Origin of the sequence: Flavobacterium sp. UBA7663 (assembly GCF_002483315.1) — a bacterium.
Lineage (GTDB): Bacteria > Bacteroidota > Bacteroidia > Flavobacteriales > Flavobacteriaceae > Flavobacterium.
In genome coordinates this window covers 53,617-68,614 of record NZ_DLHR01000001.1, presented here as the reverse complement: position 1 = coordinate 68,614, position 14,998 = coordinate 53,617, and the positions used below count along the sequence as shown (strand labels likewise).

General features: G+C 34.3%; 14 protein-coding genes. 5 read left to right on the top strand and 9 right to left on the bottom strand.

Annotation, left to right across the window (positions count from 1 at the left end):
• Nucleotides 1–499 (top strand): hypothetical protein (locus B2741_RS00380; protein WP_291134273.1); only part of this gene is annotated, 499 nt, incomplete at its 5' end.
• 112 nt (nt 500–611) lie between these two features.
• Here B2741_RS00380 and B2741_RS00375 read toward each other — a convergent pair.
• From B2741_RS00375 to B2741_RS00335, 9 genes are all read right to left on the bottom strand, one after another.
• On the bottom strand, nt 612–1,358 hold the full coding sequence (locus B2741_RS00375; RefSeq protein WP_291134270.1) for a maleate cis-trans isomerase family protein: 747 nt from the start codon (nt 1,356–1,358) through the stop codon (nt 612–614).
• 69 nt (nt 1,359–1,427) lie between these two features.
• Nucleotides 1,428–2,336, bottom strand: coding sequence for a fumarylacetoacetate hydrolase family protein (locus B2741_RS00370; RefSeq protein WP_291134267.1), 909 nt, complete (start codon nt 2,334–2,336; stop codon nt 1,428–1,430).
• A 39-nt stretch (nt 2,337–2,375) separates the two neighbouring features.
• Nucleotides 2,376–3,488 (bottom strand): cupin domain-containing protein, encoded by a 1,113-nt coding sequence (locus B2741_RS00365; RefSeq protein ID WP_291134263.1) that lies wholly within the window; start codon nt 3,486–3,488, stop codon nt 2,376–2,378.
• 24 nt (nt 3,489–3,512) lie between these two features.
• The gene (locus B2741_RS00360; protein ID WP_291134261.1) at nt 3,513–4,763 is read right to left on the bottom strand and encodes a serine hydrolase domain-containing protein; all 1,251 of its coding nucleotides are present in this window, start codon (nt 4,761–4,763) and stop codon (nt 3,513–3,515) included.
• A gap of 3 nt (nt 4,764–4,766) precedes the next feature.
• The gene (locus tag B2741_RS00355) at nt 4,767–5,747 is read right to left on the bottom strand and encodes a carbon-nitrogen hydrolase family protein (protein WP_291134258.1); all 981 of its coding nucleotides are present in this window, start codon (nt 5,745–5,747) and stop codon (nt 4,767–4,769) included.
• Between the two features lie 61 nt (nt 5,748–5,808).
• Nucleotides 5,809–6,228 carry an acyl-CoA thioesterase gene (locus tag B2741_RS00350; RefSeq protein WP_291134255.1) on the bottom strand — a complete coding sequence of 140 codons (420 nt, stop codon included), beginning with the start codon at nt 6,226–6,228 and terminating at the stop codon, nt 5,809–5,811.
• Between the two features lie 38 nt (nt 6,229–6,266).
• Nucleotides 6,267–7,856 (bottom strand): AMP-binding protein, encoded by a 1,590-nt coding sequence (locus tag B2741_RS00345; protein WP_291134253.1) that lies wholly within the window; start codon nt 7,854–7,856, stop codon nt 6,267–6,269.
• A 9-nt stretch (nt 7,857–7,865) separates the two neighbouring features.
• Nucleotides 7,866–10,160: a bifunctional salicylyl-CoA 5-hydroxylase/oxidoreductase gene (locus B2741_RS00340; RefSeq protein WP_291134250.1), complete on the bottom strand. Its 2,295-nt coding sequence runs from the start codon at nt 10,158–10,160 to the stop codon at nt 7,866–7,868.
• A gap of 40 nt (nt 10,161–10,200) precedes the next feature.
• Complete coding sequence (locus B2741_RS00335) at nt 10,201–10,806, bottom strand: flavin reductase family protein (RefSeq protein WP_291134248.1); 606 nt, start codon at nt 10,804–10,806, stop codon at nt 10,201–10,203.
• Between the two features lie 245 nt (nt 10,807–11,051).
• On the opposite strand from B2741_RS00335, the gene B2741_RS00330 reads away from it, so the two are divergent.
• The 4 genes from B2741_RS00330 to B2741_RS00315 all read left to right on the top strand — a co-directional run bounded on the left by B2741_RS00330 (nt 11,052) and on the right by B2741_RS00315 (nt 14,875).
• Entirely contained in the window at nt 11,052–11,471 is a 420-nt protein-coding gene (locus B2741_RS00330; protein WP_264549721.1) for an IS1/IS1595 family N-terminal zinc-binding domain-containing protein, read from the top strand.
• 98 nt (nt 11,472–11,569) lie between these two features.
• Nucleotides 11,570–12,817 carry a hypothetical protein gene (locus B2741_RS00325; protein ID WP_291134245.1) on the top strand — a complete coding sequence of 416 codons (1,248 nt, stop codon included), beginning with the start codon at nt 11,570–11,572 and terminating at the stop codon, nt 12,815–12,817.
• Between the two features lie 24 nt (nt 12,818–12,841).
• The gene (locus B2741_RS00320; RefSeq protein ID WP_262318614.1) at nt 12,842–13,102 is read left to right on the top strand and encodes a DUF4212 domain-containing protein; all 261 of its coding nucleotides are present in this window, start codon (nt 12,842–12,844) and stop codon (nt 13,100–13,102) included.
• 24 nt (nt 13,103–13,126) lie between these two features.
• Nucleotides 13,127–14,875, top strand: a complete 1,749-nt coding sequence (locus B2741_RS00315) for a sodium:solute symporter family protein (protein ID WP_291134242.1) — start codon at nt 13,127–13,129, stop codon at nt 14,873–14,875.
• The last annotated feature ends 123 nt before the right edge of the window (nt 14,876–14,998 follow it).

The window sequence follows — 14,998 nt, the reverse complement described above, 5'->3', positions numbered from 1 at the left end:
TGGAGCAACAGGTCCGATGGGTCCACAAGGTCCAGCAGGAACTTACACAGCAGGTTCTGGAATAAACATTGCAGGGGGTGTGATTAGTGCAACAGGAGTTTCAACAATGCCAGAATATGCCTATGCCTATATTGGTAACTCAAGTACGTTGGGAGCTCAAACATTAACTTCAATGTTTCCTGCAGCTACATATGTTAACGGAGTTGTTATGAATGGATCATCAATAACATTACATGCTAATAAAATGTATGAGGTTACGGTTTCTTTCTATATTTATAATGCCACTGGAGGTCATACATTTAGAATGAAAGATGCTACAAATAGTCAATATCTTGGAACTGAAATTTATTTTGGACAAGGTGGTTCTGATGTTTCTTATAACTTAGCAACTACAAACTTTTTGTTCAAACCATCAACGGACGTTAATATAGAACTAGAGAAAACTCAAGGTACAGATGTAAACTTAATTGGTAAAATTGTAGTTAAGGAAATTAAATAAATAACTTTATATTATTCACAAAAAAAACCGTCTCATAATCCGAGACGGTTTTTTTATTTTGTTTTTAGAGAAATTTCAGCTAAAAATTAAACTATATTTATGAATTAATATTCTAATATTTTCCACTTAACAATTCGCCTCCAATAGCTGATTTTGATTCGATTCCTAATTTTTTCATCATTTCATACGTCGTACAAACTGCTGCTGAAGTAACAGGAATACCGCATTCTGCTTGAATCAAATCGATAGCTTCTAATGATGGCATTTGTACACAAGCTGAAGCCACTAAAACGTCGACATCTGTTAAATCCAATTGTTTATAGATTTCTAACAAATTCATTGGATTTTGAGCCGCAACTTCTAAATTGTCTGGAATTTCTAAAGCAATACTTTGTTTCACTTTAATACCTTGATTTTCGATATAATCGACCACCATATCCGTTAACGGTCGCATATAAGGTGTAATAATTGAAATTTGTTTCGCACCTAAAACCTTTAATCCGTTAATCAAAGCTCCAGCAGAAGTTACAATAGGAGTAGGGAAGTCATTCGCTACAGTTTCTTGGTGTAAATTCACTTCCGAAACGCAATGATAGCCTCGTCCCATGCTCATAATGGCTACTAAACAAGCATAACCCATTACATCAACATGAGCATCGGAAAGTTCTTGTGCACATTTTAAACTCATGGCATCCATGGCTTCGAGTTCTTCCTTGGTTACTTTTTTCATGCGCATTCTACTGCTGTGAAACGTAAAACGTTCCGGTAAAATGGTTTCACGAGAACGGAAAATTGCTGGTATTTCGGTTTCCATCGTTACGTTTGAGGATGGAACTATTTGGCCGATTCTGTATTTCATGTTTAAAAGTTTACAGTCTCAGTCACAGTTAGCAGTCTGAAAACTGAAAACTGCGACTGAATACTTTTATTATATTTCTTTAATTGTATTTACTATTGTACCAATTCCTTCCACTGTTGCCTCAACAACATCACCATCATACATCCATTCTTGTGGGTCGCGACCTGCGCCAACTCCTGCTGGAGTTCCGGTTGCAATGATATCACCTGCTTCTAAAGTGAAAACAGTACTTAAATCTTCAATTAAATCGTTGATGTTGAACAACATAAATTTTGTATTTGAATTTTGTTTCTCAACTCCATTCACTTTTAATGATAAATTCAAATTGTGTGGGTTTTCGATTTCGTCTTTCGTAACAATAACAGGTCCCATTGGAGCGAATGTATCTTGACCTTTAGAAACAATCCATTGGCCTTCACGACGACAATCACGGGCAGAGATATCATTAATCACTGTATATCCAAATACATAATCCAATGCTTCAGATTTTGTTACGTATTTTCCTTTCTTTGAGATGATTACCGCCAATTCACATTCCCAATCCAATTGCGAAGTTAGCTTCGTATTTTTGATGATTTGAGTATTCGTAGCGGTAACGGTTGTTGGTGGTTTTGAAAAGATAATCGGTTTTGTTGGAAGCTTTCCTGTGGTATCTAAAGTGCGAGCGCTTTCTGCCACGTGTTCGGTATAATTCAAACCAATTCCAATGATGTTTTTTCTTGGTTTTTCGATGGGAGCCAAAACGGTAACTTCCTCCATATCATAGGCAATTTCTTCGAAGAAATTTTCAGAAGTTTCCGCAATCATTTCGGTAATTTCAGCAATGATTTCAAATCCCATATCAATTAATTCCAACATATCATTTGGTAATGGAAAATTAGAAATATCACCAAAATCTTGCATATCGATGACTTGGTTGTTATGAATAAAGCCTAAACGAGGCTCAGTATCTTGTGTTTTGTAAGTAAGTAGTTTCATATTCTTTATTTAAACGCAAAGAGCGCTAAGTTTTTGTTTTTATTGAATTTGTTGGTGTCCATTGTTTTCTGTTAATTCTCTTCCTTGAAATAAGCCTAATTTTTCAATTACAGGTAAATCGTTAAAATTGAATAAACAAGCCTCTTCAGTTTCCGATAAGTTGTGATGTTCGTGCCAAGCCCAACTCGGAACACAGAAAATGTCTCTTTCTTTCCAATCAAAACGTTTTCCGTTGATAATGGTGTAGCCTTTTCCTTTCGCACATTGGTACACAAATGAACCCGTGTGTTTGTGTGCTTTTCCTTTGAATCCTGCGGGTAATAATTGCATCGCTGCTCCCATAGTTTGCATTACGTGTCCTCCAGTTAACGGATTCGAATATTGCATAAAAATACCATCAAAAGGATTGACTTCATTCACTTTTTGTGCTTCTAATAACGCTGGATAAACGTTTTTCCAAGAATATTTGAATAGCGGAGAATACGGTTTATCCCAAGTTTTATCGGCTGGAATTAATCCTGCACAACCATATGTTATTGGTGAAAAATTAAGTGGCGCTGTTAAGGGTTGTTTCCCATCATAAACCGCATAATCATTCGCTTCTAAAGCATTGACTAACGGAATATCCAAACCATCTTGCCAAATACAAGTTTTTCCACCTTCCTCAACACCATGTTCGTGCCAAGTGGAATTCGGTGTAATTACAAAATCATTGACTTCTAACATGATTTTATTGCCATCTACAACTGTGTATCCTTTTTCACCTTCCATAATAAAACGTAGGGCAGAAGCACGATGACGATGCGCCGAAGTACTTTCTCCAGGACGCGTGACTTGAATTCCGGTGTATAACCAACCCACAGCAGCAGAAACATCTTTTCGTTTATCGTTAACCAAATACACTACGCGTCTTCCGGCTTGTTCAGGAGTTACTAATTCGGATGATTTTAGGACTAATTCGCGTAAATCATCATATTTCCAAAGCATTGGAACAGAAGAAGAGCGTGGTTCCCAAGGTTCTATATCATTGGCCACTGTCCATAAGGCACCAGCGCCAAGTGTCTCTAATTCTTTGTAGTACGCAATTAATTCGGGAGAGTCTTGAACTCGAGCTCTTCCGTAAACATCGTCTGAATAATTATTTTCTTCCATAATATTATTTTAAATTGTATACAACTATTCTAATTTGCTTAATGTATTTAGTTTTTCTGTATATATGTCTAAAGCATCATTAATTTGCTTATGATATTTATTTGTTTCTGGTCCACTTGGATTGGTATTTATAATATAATATCTGGCTGTTTTTTTCTTTTTATCAAATTGAATAACGGAAAAAAGTCCAGGATCTCCTCCAAAATGCCCAAAATTACCCGATGGAAAAATAGTCATGGTAATACCAATATTATAATCTCCATATTCGCTTGTATCTCTATCTATGAAGTTTTTAGCTTGAAGTTGTGGTCTAAAATATTCTTGATAACTTTCTTTATTCAATAAAGTACCTTTTCCTAAAAATCCCTTCAAAAGTTCACTAATATAATTTCCCATATCCTTAGAAGTTGTTAGCATTCCACCATCTGGATAGGTATTTAAGGAATAAAATGGATAGGGAGTTCTTTTGTCTTGAAAGGTGTTTGTGCATTTCGAAAAATTAACCGAATCAAAGCTCCATCCAGATGAATTCATTTGAAGTGGTTTTAATATATGTTCTGTTGTGAATTTATCATAAGAAATACCAGTTGCTTTTTCTAATACTAAAGCTGCAAGCGTTGCTCCAACGTTAGAATAGTTGTAAATTTTACCAGGTTTTTTGTTAAGAAATACATCTTTTAAATACCATTTACCTCTATTATCCAATGTGTTTTTCAAAAATTCTTCTATAGTTATTTTAGCCTTTGGTGGATTAAATTTTGTTGGTGAAATATCAATATCAAGATTTTGTTTAAGATTAATAGTGTCGTTTAATACGATTGTTTTTTTCATATAAACTTCATTATCATTTATTGAAGAAGTATGTGTGGTTAATTGTCTAATGGTAATTGGAATATTTGGATAATATGGATTGGTGACTTTGAAAGAAAGGTATTTGTTAATTGGGTCATCCAATTGCAATTTTCCTAATTCTTGTGCCTTAAGTATGGCAATACCAATAAAAGTTTTCGATACAGATGCAATATTTTGAACCGTATTTTCGTCATATTTTTGTTTGGGTTCCAAATTAGCTATTCCAAAGCCATTTTGATATAACACTTCATTTTCGTTTGAAATAGCTACTCCAAAACCATTGAAATCGGTTTGCGTACTAATTTTTGTCAATTGCTCTGTAAGTTCCTTTTGAGCTAAAAGAAATTCAGAAGAATGTGTTTTTTCCTTCTTAGTACAAGAATATAGAAGCAACGAAAATAAAAATATGATTATTTTTTTCATTTTTTATCTCTTATTAAACTCTTCGTGATTATCAATAAACGTAATTTTTCGAGTAGGAGCAGTGTTTACACGCAAATCAAAAATATCAAATCTATTATAATGTCCTAAAATATCGTGCATTTGCTTCGGTTGGATGCATTTTGCTAAATCAATTTCGGCATACACCATACCTTCTTCATCGATTAGCGGTTGCCCAATAACAGCGCCATTTGGACCTATAAATCCTGAAAAAGCTGAACTTTTTCTATCTAACAATTCATCTACATTCGGAACATCGGCACGTAAGGCATCTTTAATTTCTTGCGAAACAGTTGAACACGAAACAATTGTAAACAATTTCCCTTCAAACGAATGCGCTGCGGCACGAATTTTAATCGCCTCCGCCATATCGTAATCGGGTGGAGCCACAGGAAGTGAAATATAATTGGCAATATGAATCAATTCACCTTGAGAAAGTAGTGTAAAACGCGCTAGAGTATTTGTATTTTCACCACAAGCTAAGGTTCCAATCGGTCCAATTTCAGTATCATACACTTTTAGCGAAGAGCCATCACCTGAAGACCAAGTTAGTTTTTCAGCCCATGTAGGAACTAACTTTCTGTGTTTTCCAACGATAACACCTTTGTTGTCAATGATTAAATTGGTATTGTAAATTTCGCCATAGCTTTTACCTCGTTCGTTGATTCCCATTACAATATGAATGTCATTGTCTTTTGTCGCTAAGCACAATTTTTTGATTTCAGGACCTGATACGTCAACCGAATTTTTATACAATTCTTCATACCATTTACTCCCTTGAACAGGCGTCATAATCCAATTCCAATACGGATATCCAGCGATAAAAACCTCTGGAAAAGCGATTAATTTTGCTCCGTTGCTACTGGCTTCTTTAATGAAAGAAATGGCTTTATCAACTGTTTTTTCTACATTTAGAAATACAGGTGAGGTTTGAACGGTAGCAGCTTTAAATTTTTTGAATTCCATAGTTATATAATTACGAATTTAAAATTAAGAATTATGAATTGAAACGAGATTAAATCGTAATTCATAATTGGTAATTCATAATTTTTTTCTTCATTTCTTCTGTGAAAGGTTCGGCTTTGATGCCGTTTCTTTCTGGGTTGAAAGCTACGTTTACTAAAGTGACTTCGCCTTCTAAAACGGTATTTTCTGCTTCATTTACAAACTGAAATCCGCATAGAATTGACGAATTTTTTAATTCTTTTACCCACAATTTTTTGGTTAAGATTTCGCCTAATCTAGCAGCGTTTTTGAATTGAATTTTTAAATCAACCGTTGGAATACCGTTGGTTTCGTGCATTTTTGAAAAAGGACGATCTAAGGCTTCTTCAAACCAATCTTCTACTAAACAATTTAGCATTTCTAAAAATCGGGGATAGAAGACAATTCCTGCATAATCAACATGTTGGAAACGTACTTTTTCTTGTTTTGTAAATTGACTCATTATATATGTCTTGATACTTAATACTAAAATCTTTATACTTATTTCAACTTAAATCGCTGTATTTTTCCAGTCTCCGTTTTCGGCAAACATTCCACAAAATTAATTACTCTTGGATATTTATATGGAGCAGCTACTTCTTTGAACCAGTGCTGAATACGATTCTTCATTACATCTGATGCTTTAGTGGTATCGTGTAACACAATATGCGCACAAACTAACATGCCTCGTTCTTCATCGGGTAAACCTACTACAGCACATTCCAAAATATCTTCGTGGGTTAAAAGTACGGATTCTACTTCAATTGCCGCAATATTATACCCAGAAGAAATAATCATATCATCACCACGCGCCACAAAATAAAAATAACCTTCTTCATCTTGACGGAAAATATCACCTGTGATGTTCCAACCTTTTTCTACGTATTCTCTTTGTTTTTCTTCTCGGTTTAGGTATTTGCAACCTGTAATTCCTCGAACGGCTAGTCTTCCGGCATCGTTTCTTGGTAACTCGTTGTCTTCTTTGTCAATAATTTTAGCTTCGTAACCTGTAATCGCTTTTCCAGTAGCGCCAGGTTTCATGTTTTCTTCGTTGGATGAAATAAAAATATGCAACATTTCTGTAGCTCCGATTCCGTCAATAATTTTTAAACTTGTAGCATTATACCAGTCTTGCCAAACTTTCAATGGTAAAGTTTCGCCAGCAGATACACATTTTCTCAAACTCGAAATATCATAATCATTTACTTTTGTGGTGATAATTCGCCAAGCGGTTGGAGCGGTAAAACAAATCGTAATTTTAAAGTCTTGAATCGCTTTTAACAACAAATCTGGACTCGGTTTTTCGATTAAAAATGTCGAAGCGCCAAAATACATCGGAAACAAAACTAATCCACCTAAACCAAAGGTAAATCCTAATGGTGGACTTCCTGTGAAAATATCCTTTGGAGTAGGTTGAAGCGAATATTGTGGAAACGCCTCACAAATATTCAAAATATCTTTGTGATAATGAGCTGTCATTTTTGGCAAACCTGTTGTTCCTGAAGTAAATCCAATCAATGCAACGGAATCGGATTTGGAATGATAATTGTCGAAAGTTTTCGATTTAGAAGCCATTAATTCTTCCAATTGCGAATTTCCATAAAAACACGTTTGTTTTAAGAAATCAGACTTAACCAAATGGATTTCTTCTTCCAATTCTTTATCGCACAATACATGAGAAATTTGAGCACAATCGATAATAGTCGTTAATTCTTTAGAACGAAGCAAGGGCATGGTTGCAACAACAATTCCACCTACTTTTAAAATAGCAAACCAACACGCTACCATCATTGGATTATTTGCTGAACGAATCAAAACGCGATTACCCGATTTTAAACCTAAATCATCTACCAAAACGTGAGCTATTTGATTGGCTTTTTCAAACAAATCTTGATAGGTCCAAGTTTCCTCAAACGTGCGAATACAAATGTTATTTCCACGACCTTCTCGAATATGGCTATCTAACAATCTATCTACACAATTCAGCATTTCTGGATGTTGGAATTGCAGTAAATCCAAAAAGGTATATTCTGGTTGTAATTCCAGAGCAGGTAAGCTATTGTGAGCGAAATTATCTTCGTAATGTTTCATAATCCCTAATTACTTCTTATTACTTTTCGGTTTTAATGCTTTTTTCATTCCTTCCACTTGTTTTCTTTCCGAAGCTTTTAGCGGATACAAATGTGAAACGCCCATTTTATATGGATTTGGGATGTCATTTGCTTGAAATTGTTCGTAAGCTTGTGCATTTCTCACAAAATTTGCATCCAACAATAAAGGACGTCCTAAAGCAACTAAATCGGCTCTTCCGTTAAGAATTATGGTATTAATTTGGTCGATATCCTGAATATAGCCCGCAGTAATGGTTGGAATATGAATGGTATTTCGAACGGCATCCGAAAAAGGCGTTTGCCACATTCTACCTGTTAATGGTTTTTGACCTGCTACAGTATTTCCTGTTGAAACATTAATGATGTCAGCTCCTGCATTTTTAAAAGCAGTTGCGATTGTAATTACTTCTTGTTCTGAAATTCCGTTTTCTACCCAATCAGTTGCTGAAATTCGCACCGAGATTGGTTTTTCAGTTGGAAATACTTCACGAATTGCTTTAAATACTTCCAAAGGATATTTTAAACGATTTTCGATACTTCCACCAAATTCATCCGAACGAATATTAGTTAATGGCGATAAGAAAGAAGCCAATAAAAAGCCATGATGCGCTTGTAATTCAATCATATCAAACCCAGCTTCATCTGCATTTTTGGTCGCTTGAATCAATTGTGTTTTTATTTCTTCCATATCTTCCAAAGACATTTCTTTTGGTGTTGCGAAATTTTCATTGAATGGAATAGGAGAAGCGGAAATTAAATTCCAAGGTGTTTCAATTGGTTCGTTGCCTTCCCAAGGTTTTTTGGTAGCACCTTTTCGTCCCGAATGTCCTAATTGAATTCCTATTTTAGTAGAAGTATTATTATGAATGAAATCTGTAATTTTTTTCCATTGATTCAATTGCTCTGCATTATAAATTCCCGCGCAACCTTCTGTAATTCTTCCAGTTTCTGAAATAGCCGTCATTTCTGTAATGATTAATCCTATACCACCCGTAGCACGACTTCCATAATGCACCAAATGCCAATCTGAAACTACACCATCAACAGCGGAATATTGTCCCATCGATGACATCACAATTCGGTTTTGCAGTTCTAAATTTCTTAATTTGAATTTTGAAAAGGCTGCTGATTGATTTTTGATATTAACATTGTAATTGTCATTGAACTCTTCTAAAACTTTATCCGTGAACGAGCTATCTCTTAAACGTAAATTTTCATACGTTACTTTTTTCGAACGTGTCATACATCCAAATGCAAATTGCTGAAATGGGTGTTGCATGTGACGGTCCATATTTTCGAACCAATCTAAAGAAACTACGGCCGCATACTGAATCATTTCTACCGTATTTCTTCGGGTTTTATCATATTGTTCAAAGGCAGCTTGCACGTTGTTTGGATTTGCAATTACGGCATCAGATAAACCAATCGCACAATCCATGGCTAATTTTGTTCCTGAACCAATAGAGTAGTGGGCAGTAGCTTTAGCATCGCCTAACAAAACAATATTATTATGACTCCATTTTTCATTCGTTACATGTGGAAATTGACGCCAATGTGATTTGTTTGAGATTAGTGGATGTCCGTCTAGTTCCTCTTTGAAGATTTCGGCGATTTTTGCCATGGTATCTTCTTCATTTGTAACTTCAAAACCGTGTTTTTGCCACGTTTCATCGCTACATTCAAAAATCCACGTACTCATGCCTTCTTCATATTGATAGGAGTGCGCAACAATGGTTCCGTGAGGTGTACTTCTAAAGAAATAAGTGAAGGCATCTAAAGGTTTTGTGGAGCCTAACCAAACGAAGCGGTTTTTCTTTAATTCGATTTTAGTTCCAAATTCATTCTCATGTTTTGTTCGGATGGCACTTGCAATTCCGTCAGAAGCTAATATAATATCCGAATCCGCAAATCGAGATAAATCATCTACATTTTGTTCGAAATGCAGATTTACGCCTTCTTCAACACATCTTTGTTGTAATAATTGCAACAATGTTTTTCTGGAACAACCACAGAATCCATTTCCGGCAATGTTTACTGATTCACCATCACGAGCCACAATAATATCATCCCAATACGCAAATTTACTTCGAATGAGTTCATATGATTGCATGTCGCGTTTTAGGAATTCCCCTAAGGTTTCGTCTGAAAATACGACACCAAAACCAAAACTATCATCAGGTTTATTGCGCTCGTAAATATCAATTTGGCAATGAGGCATTGCTTTTTTGGTTAATATCGAAAAGTAAAGTCCGCCTGGACCACCACCTATAACTGTTATTTTCATGTTTTTAATTGATAATTAACAATGGATAATTGATAATTAGTTATTGTCTTTTTATAGAGAAAATTTCTCCGAGTTTACTATAATTCGAACCTGCTAAACGAGCAACAGGCTTATATATTTCTAAGTTTATTTTATTATTTTCCATAAGAATTGAATCATCAATATGCATTGTGATTATTTTACCGATGATAATGCAAGCGCCACCATTTTGATGCTTTTCAATAAAATAATGATGTACCATTTCACATTCAAAATGAACTAAGCTTTCTTTGACACGTTTTGGCTTGATATAAATAGCATCAATAGGAGTAACTCCAGCTAATTCAAATTCATCAATATCAGAAGCTACGCTTTGAGAAGTGGTATTCATTTGTTCTACAACTTCTTCCGTAACTAAATTGACAACGAATTGTTTGTTATCTAATATATTATTTAAGGTGTCTTTGTTTTTGTTTCCAGTTCTAACAGTTGAAAACATAATGTGTGGTGGATCTTCACTTACTACATTAAAAAAGGAAAAAGGAGCAAGGTTATTAATTCCATTAGCATCAACTGTTGAAATCCAACCAATAGGTCTTGGAATTACGGTTCCAGTTAAAAGCTTGTATAAAGCGGAAGATTCGGTATGTTGAATATCGAATTGCATAGTTTAGTGTTGTTTCTACAAATTAAGTAAAATAATTTAAAGTCATAACTATACTTTTTTGATAAAATTGAATATTTTTATGAACATTCTAAAAATCATAAAAAAGCTAGTATTTGATTATTATTGCATTATGTGTAATTTTTATTCAAAATAATTGTGATATGTAAAAAAATATATTTGAAAAATTACGAACAATATTTTTGTATATTTTGCAAAATTAGTATATTTATGCAAAAATTATATATATGGAGATTTTAGCATGTCCCAAATGCCAAAGCGATTCAATTGTAAAAAGTGGTGTAATCAAAGATAGACAAAGGTATTTGTGTAAATCTTGTAATTATTATTTCACTGTCAACAAATTAGGTAAAAAGATAGATGATTACTATGTAACTAAAGCATTACAACTGTATTTAGAAGGTTTAAGTTTTAGAGAAATTGAGCGTATTTTAGGAGTTTCGCACGTATCGATTAGCAATTGGGTGAAAGAGTTTAAAATCAAAAAACCGCCACATCCAAATTATCATCCAACTTATAAGATTTTCAAGCACAATGAGCTGGTTGAATACCTTCAAAATAAAGATAGATTGTCTGGTGCAGGTATGATTATAACAGAGCTTGGTGATAAGTTTATGCTTATTAAATGGGAACGTTTTAAAGATTAACTATACCATTTTACAAAATTATATATTACAATTTTTTTCGTTAACATAATTTTAGAATTTGGTCATGCAGAAATGCACAACTAACCAAAACTTAAATTATGAAAAAAGTATTAATTGCATCGTTTGTAGCTTTATCCTTTTCGGGATATTCTCAAACAACTCCAGCAACTGCACCTGCAGAAAAGGAGTGGGACGTAAATCTTTATGGTTTCGTTCGAACTGATTATATTTGGGATACAAGAAAATCAGCTCAAGTAAGGGAATATAATTTAAACCTATATCCTTTAGATGAAGTTTTAGATGCTAACGGAAAAGATATTAACGATGCAGGTGCTTCAAATTTTTTATCTGTAGTTTCAAGATTAGGTGTTAAAGCAAAAGGACCAAATGTTTGGGGAGCTAAAACTTCAGGTACATTAGAGGGCGATTTCTTTGGTAATACGGAAGGTTCTATTGGTCAATTTAGATTAAGACATGCTTTTGCAAGTTTAGAATGGTCTAAAACTACTGTTACAATGGGACAAACTTGGTATCCAACGTTTATTCCTGAAGTTTTTCCTGGAGTAGCAAACTTTAGTACAGGTATTTTATTTAACCCATTTGGTTGGGCATCACAAATTAGAGTTAAACATAGTCTTTCAAATAATATTTCATTTGCGTTAACCGCGTACAAAGAAAGAGAATTTACAACCGCAACCGCAACTGGGGGAACCCAAAATTCTGCTTCAATTAATTCATCAATTCCAACATTTCACGGACAATTTCAATTCAAAAACAAAAATTGGATTGCAGGTTTAGGAGCTGAATTTAAATCTTTACAACCTTTAACGGTTTCTAATGGTTTAGTGTCAGATGAAAAAGTAAATAGTTTATCATTTGTAGGATATTTCAAATACAATAATGATAAATTTCACATCAAGGCTTACGGAATTACAGGTGAAAATATGTATAATTTAGTAATGCTTGGTGGTTTTGCTGGATATACAACACCAGGACAAGTTGAAAAATATGAAGCAACAAAAACAACATCATTGTGGTTAGATATTGCTAGTAATAATGCGAAAACTGCACCTGGATTCTTTTTTGGATATACTAAAAACGATGGAACAGGAAAAGATGGTGCAACTGCATTATACATGAGAGGAACTTCTGGAACAAGAGGTGTTGATAATGTTTGGAGAGCTGCAGCAAGAGTTGATTTCAAACAAAATAAATTTAGAATTACACCAGAGTTAGAGTATACTGCTGCTACATGGGGTGATTTAGAATCAGATGCATCGATTGGTGGAAACACTACAGATGTTGGTAATTTTAGAGCAATGATTTCATGTGCCTATTCATTTTAACAAACAATCAAAAACTAATAAACAATGAGTGATCAAAAACACGCTACGGCTTATTGGAAGGAAAATTTAAGATACCTTCTAATTCTTTTAAGCATTTGGTTTCTATGCTCGTATGGAGCAGGAATTCTATTTGTAGACCAATTAAACACAATCAAATTAGGTGGATTTCCACTTGGATTTTGGTTTGCCCAACAAGGATCAATGTATGTTTTCGTAATCTTAATTTTTGTCTACGTTCGTTTAATGAACAAATTAGATAAAAAATATGGTTTTGATAACGATTAATTAATAAGATAAAAATTTATAATCATGGATGTAAAAATTTGGACATATATTATTGTAGGAATTACGTTTGCAATCTACATTGGAATTGCTATTTGGACAAGAGCGGGTTCTACTAAAGAGTTTTATGTAGCTGGTGGAGGAGTTTCTCCATTAGCTAATGGTATGGCAACTGCTGCCGATTGGATGTCTGCCGCATCGTTTATTTCAATGGCAGGAATTATTTCTTTTGCAGGTTATGATGGAGCGGTTTACTTAATGGGTTGGACCGGAGGTTATGTACTTTTAGCATTACTTTTAGCTCCTTATTTAAGAAAATTCGGAAAATTCACGGTGCCTGATTTTATTGGAGATCGATACTACTCAAAAACTGCACGTTCGGTAGCTGTTTTCTGTGCTTTGATTGTATCATTTACATATGTAGCGGGTCAAATGCGTGGAGTAGGAGTTGTATTTTCAAGATTCTTAGAAGTTGAAATTAACACCGGTGTAATCATTGGAATGGTAATCGTTTTATTCTACGCGGTTTTAGGAGGGATGAAAGGTATTACTTATACGCAAGTAGCACAATACTGTGTATTGATTTTCGCTTTCATGGTGCCAGCAATCTTCATTTCAATACAAATGACAGGTAATCCAATTCCACAATTAGGAATGGGAGGAACTGTAGTCGGAACAGATACTTATTTACTTGATAAGTTAAATGGTTTGTCTACAGAATTAGGTTTTACTGAATATACAGATGGTTCAAAATCGATGATTGACGTTTTAGCAATTACCTTAGCTTTAATGGTTGGAACTGCTGGATTACCTCACGTAATTGTTCGTTTCTTTACCGTTAAAAATGTAAAAGACGCACGTAAATCTGCTGGATTAGCATTAGTATTTATTGTGATTTTATATACAACAGCTCCTGCAGTATCTGTTTTTGCAAGAACTAACTTAATCGAAACAGTTAGTAATAAAAATTATGCAGACATGCCTCAATGGTTTAAAAACTGGGAAAAAACTGGTCTTTTAATCTATAATGATAAAAATGCTGATGGAAAAATTCAATATGTAAAAGGAGATGCTTTTGTATTGAAAGATGGTAAACCACAAAAAGACCAACCAAATGCTGAAAGTGCTAACGAATTGTATATCGATAATGATATCATGGTATTAGCAAATCCTGAAATTGCAAAATTACCTAACTGGGTTATTGCATTGGTTGCTGCTGGAGCTTTAGCTGCTGCACTTTCAACTGCTGCTGGTTTATTGTTAGTAATTTCTGCGGCTGTTTCTCACGATTTAATCAAGAAAATGGTTAACCCAAATATTTCTGAAAAAGGAGAATTATGGACTGCTCGTATTTCTGCCGCTGTAGCTGTAATTATTGCAGGATATTTCGGAATTAATCCTCCAGGTTTCGTGGCCGCCGTTGTAGCATTGGCTTTCGGATTAGCCGCTGCTTCATTCTTCCCTGCTATTATTTTGGGTATTTTCAATAAAAAAATGAACAAAGAAGGAGCTGTTGCAGGTATGGTTGTTGGTATGGCATTAATGTTATACTATATGGCGAAATTCAAACTAGGTTGGATTGGTGATATGCCAGACAAATCGGAATGGTGGTTTGGAATTTCTCCAGAAGGATTTGGAACAGTTGCTATGATTGCAAACTTTATTGTTGCTTTATTAGTAAGTAAGTTTACACCAGCGCCACCACAAGAAGTGCAAGATATTGTAGAAAATATCCGTATACCTTCTGGTGCTGCAGAAGCAGGAGCTGCTCACTAATTTCATAGAAAATAAATTATTTTACAACTCTGTTCTTGTTTTTCAAGAACAGAGTTTGTATTTTTAAAAAGTTAATATAAAATATACCTACAATTCTCAATGAAAAAAAGACATCAACAAAAA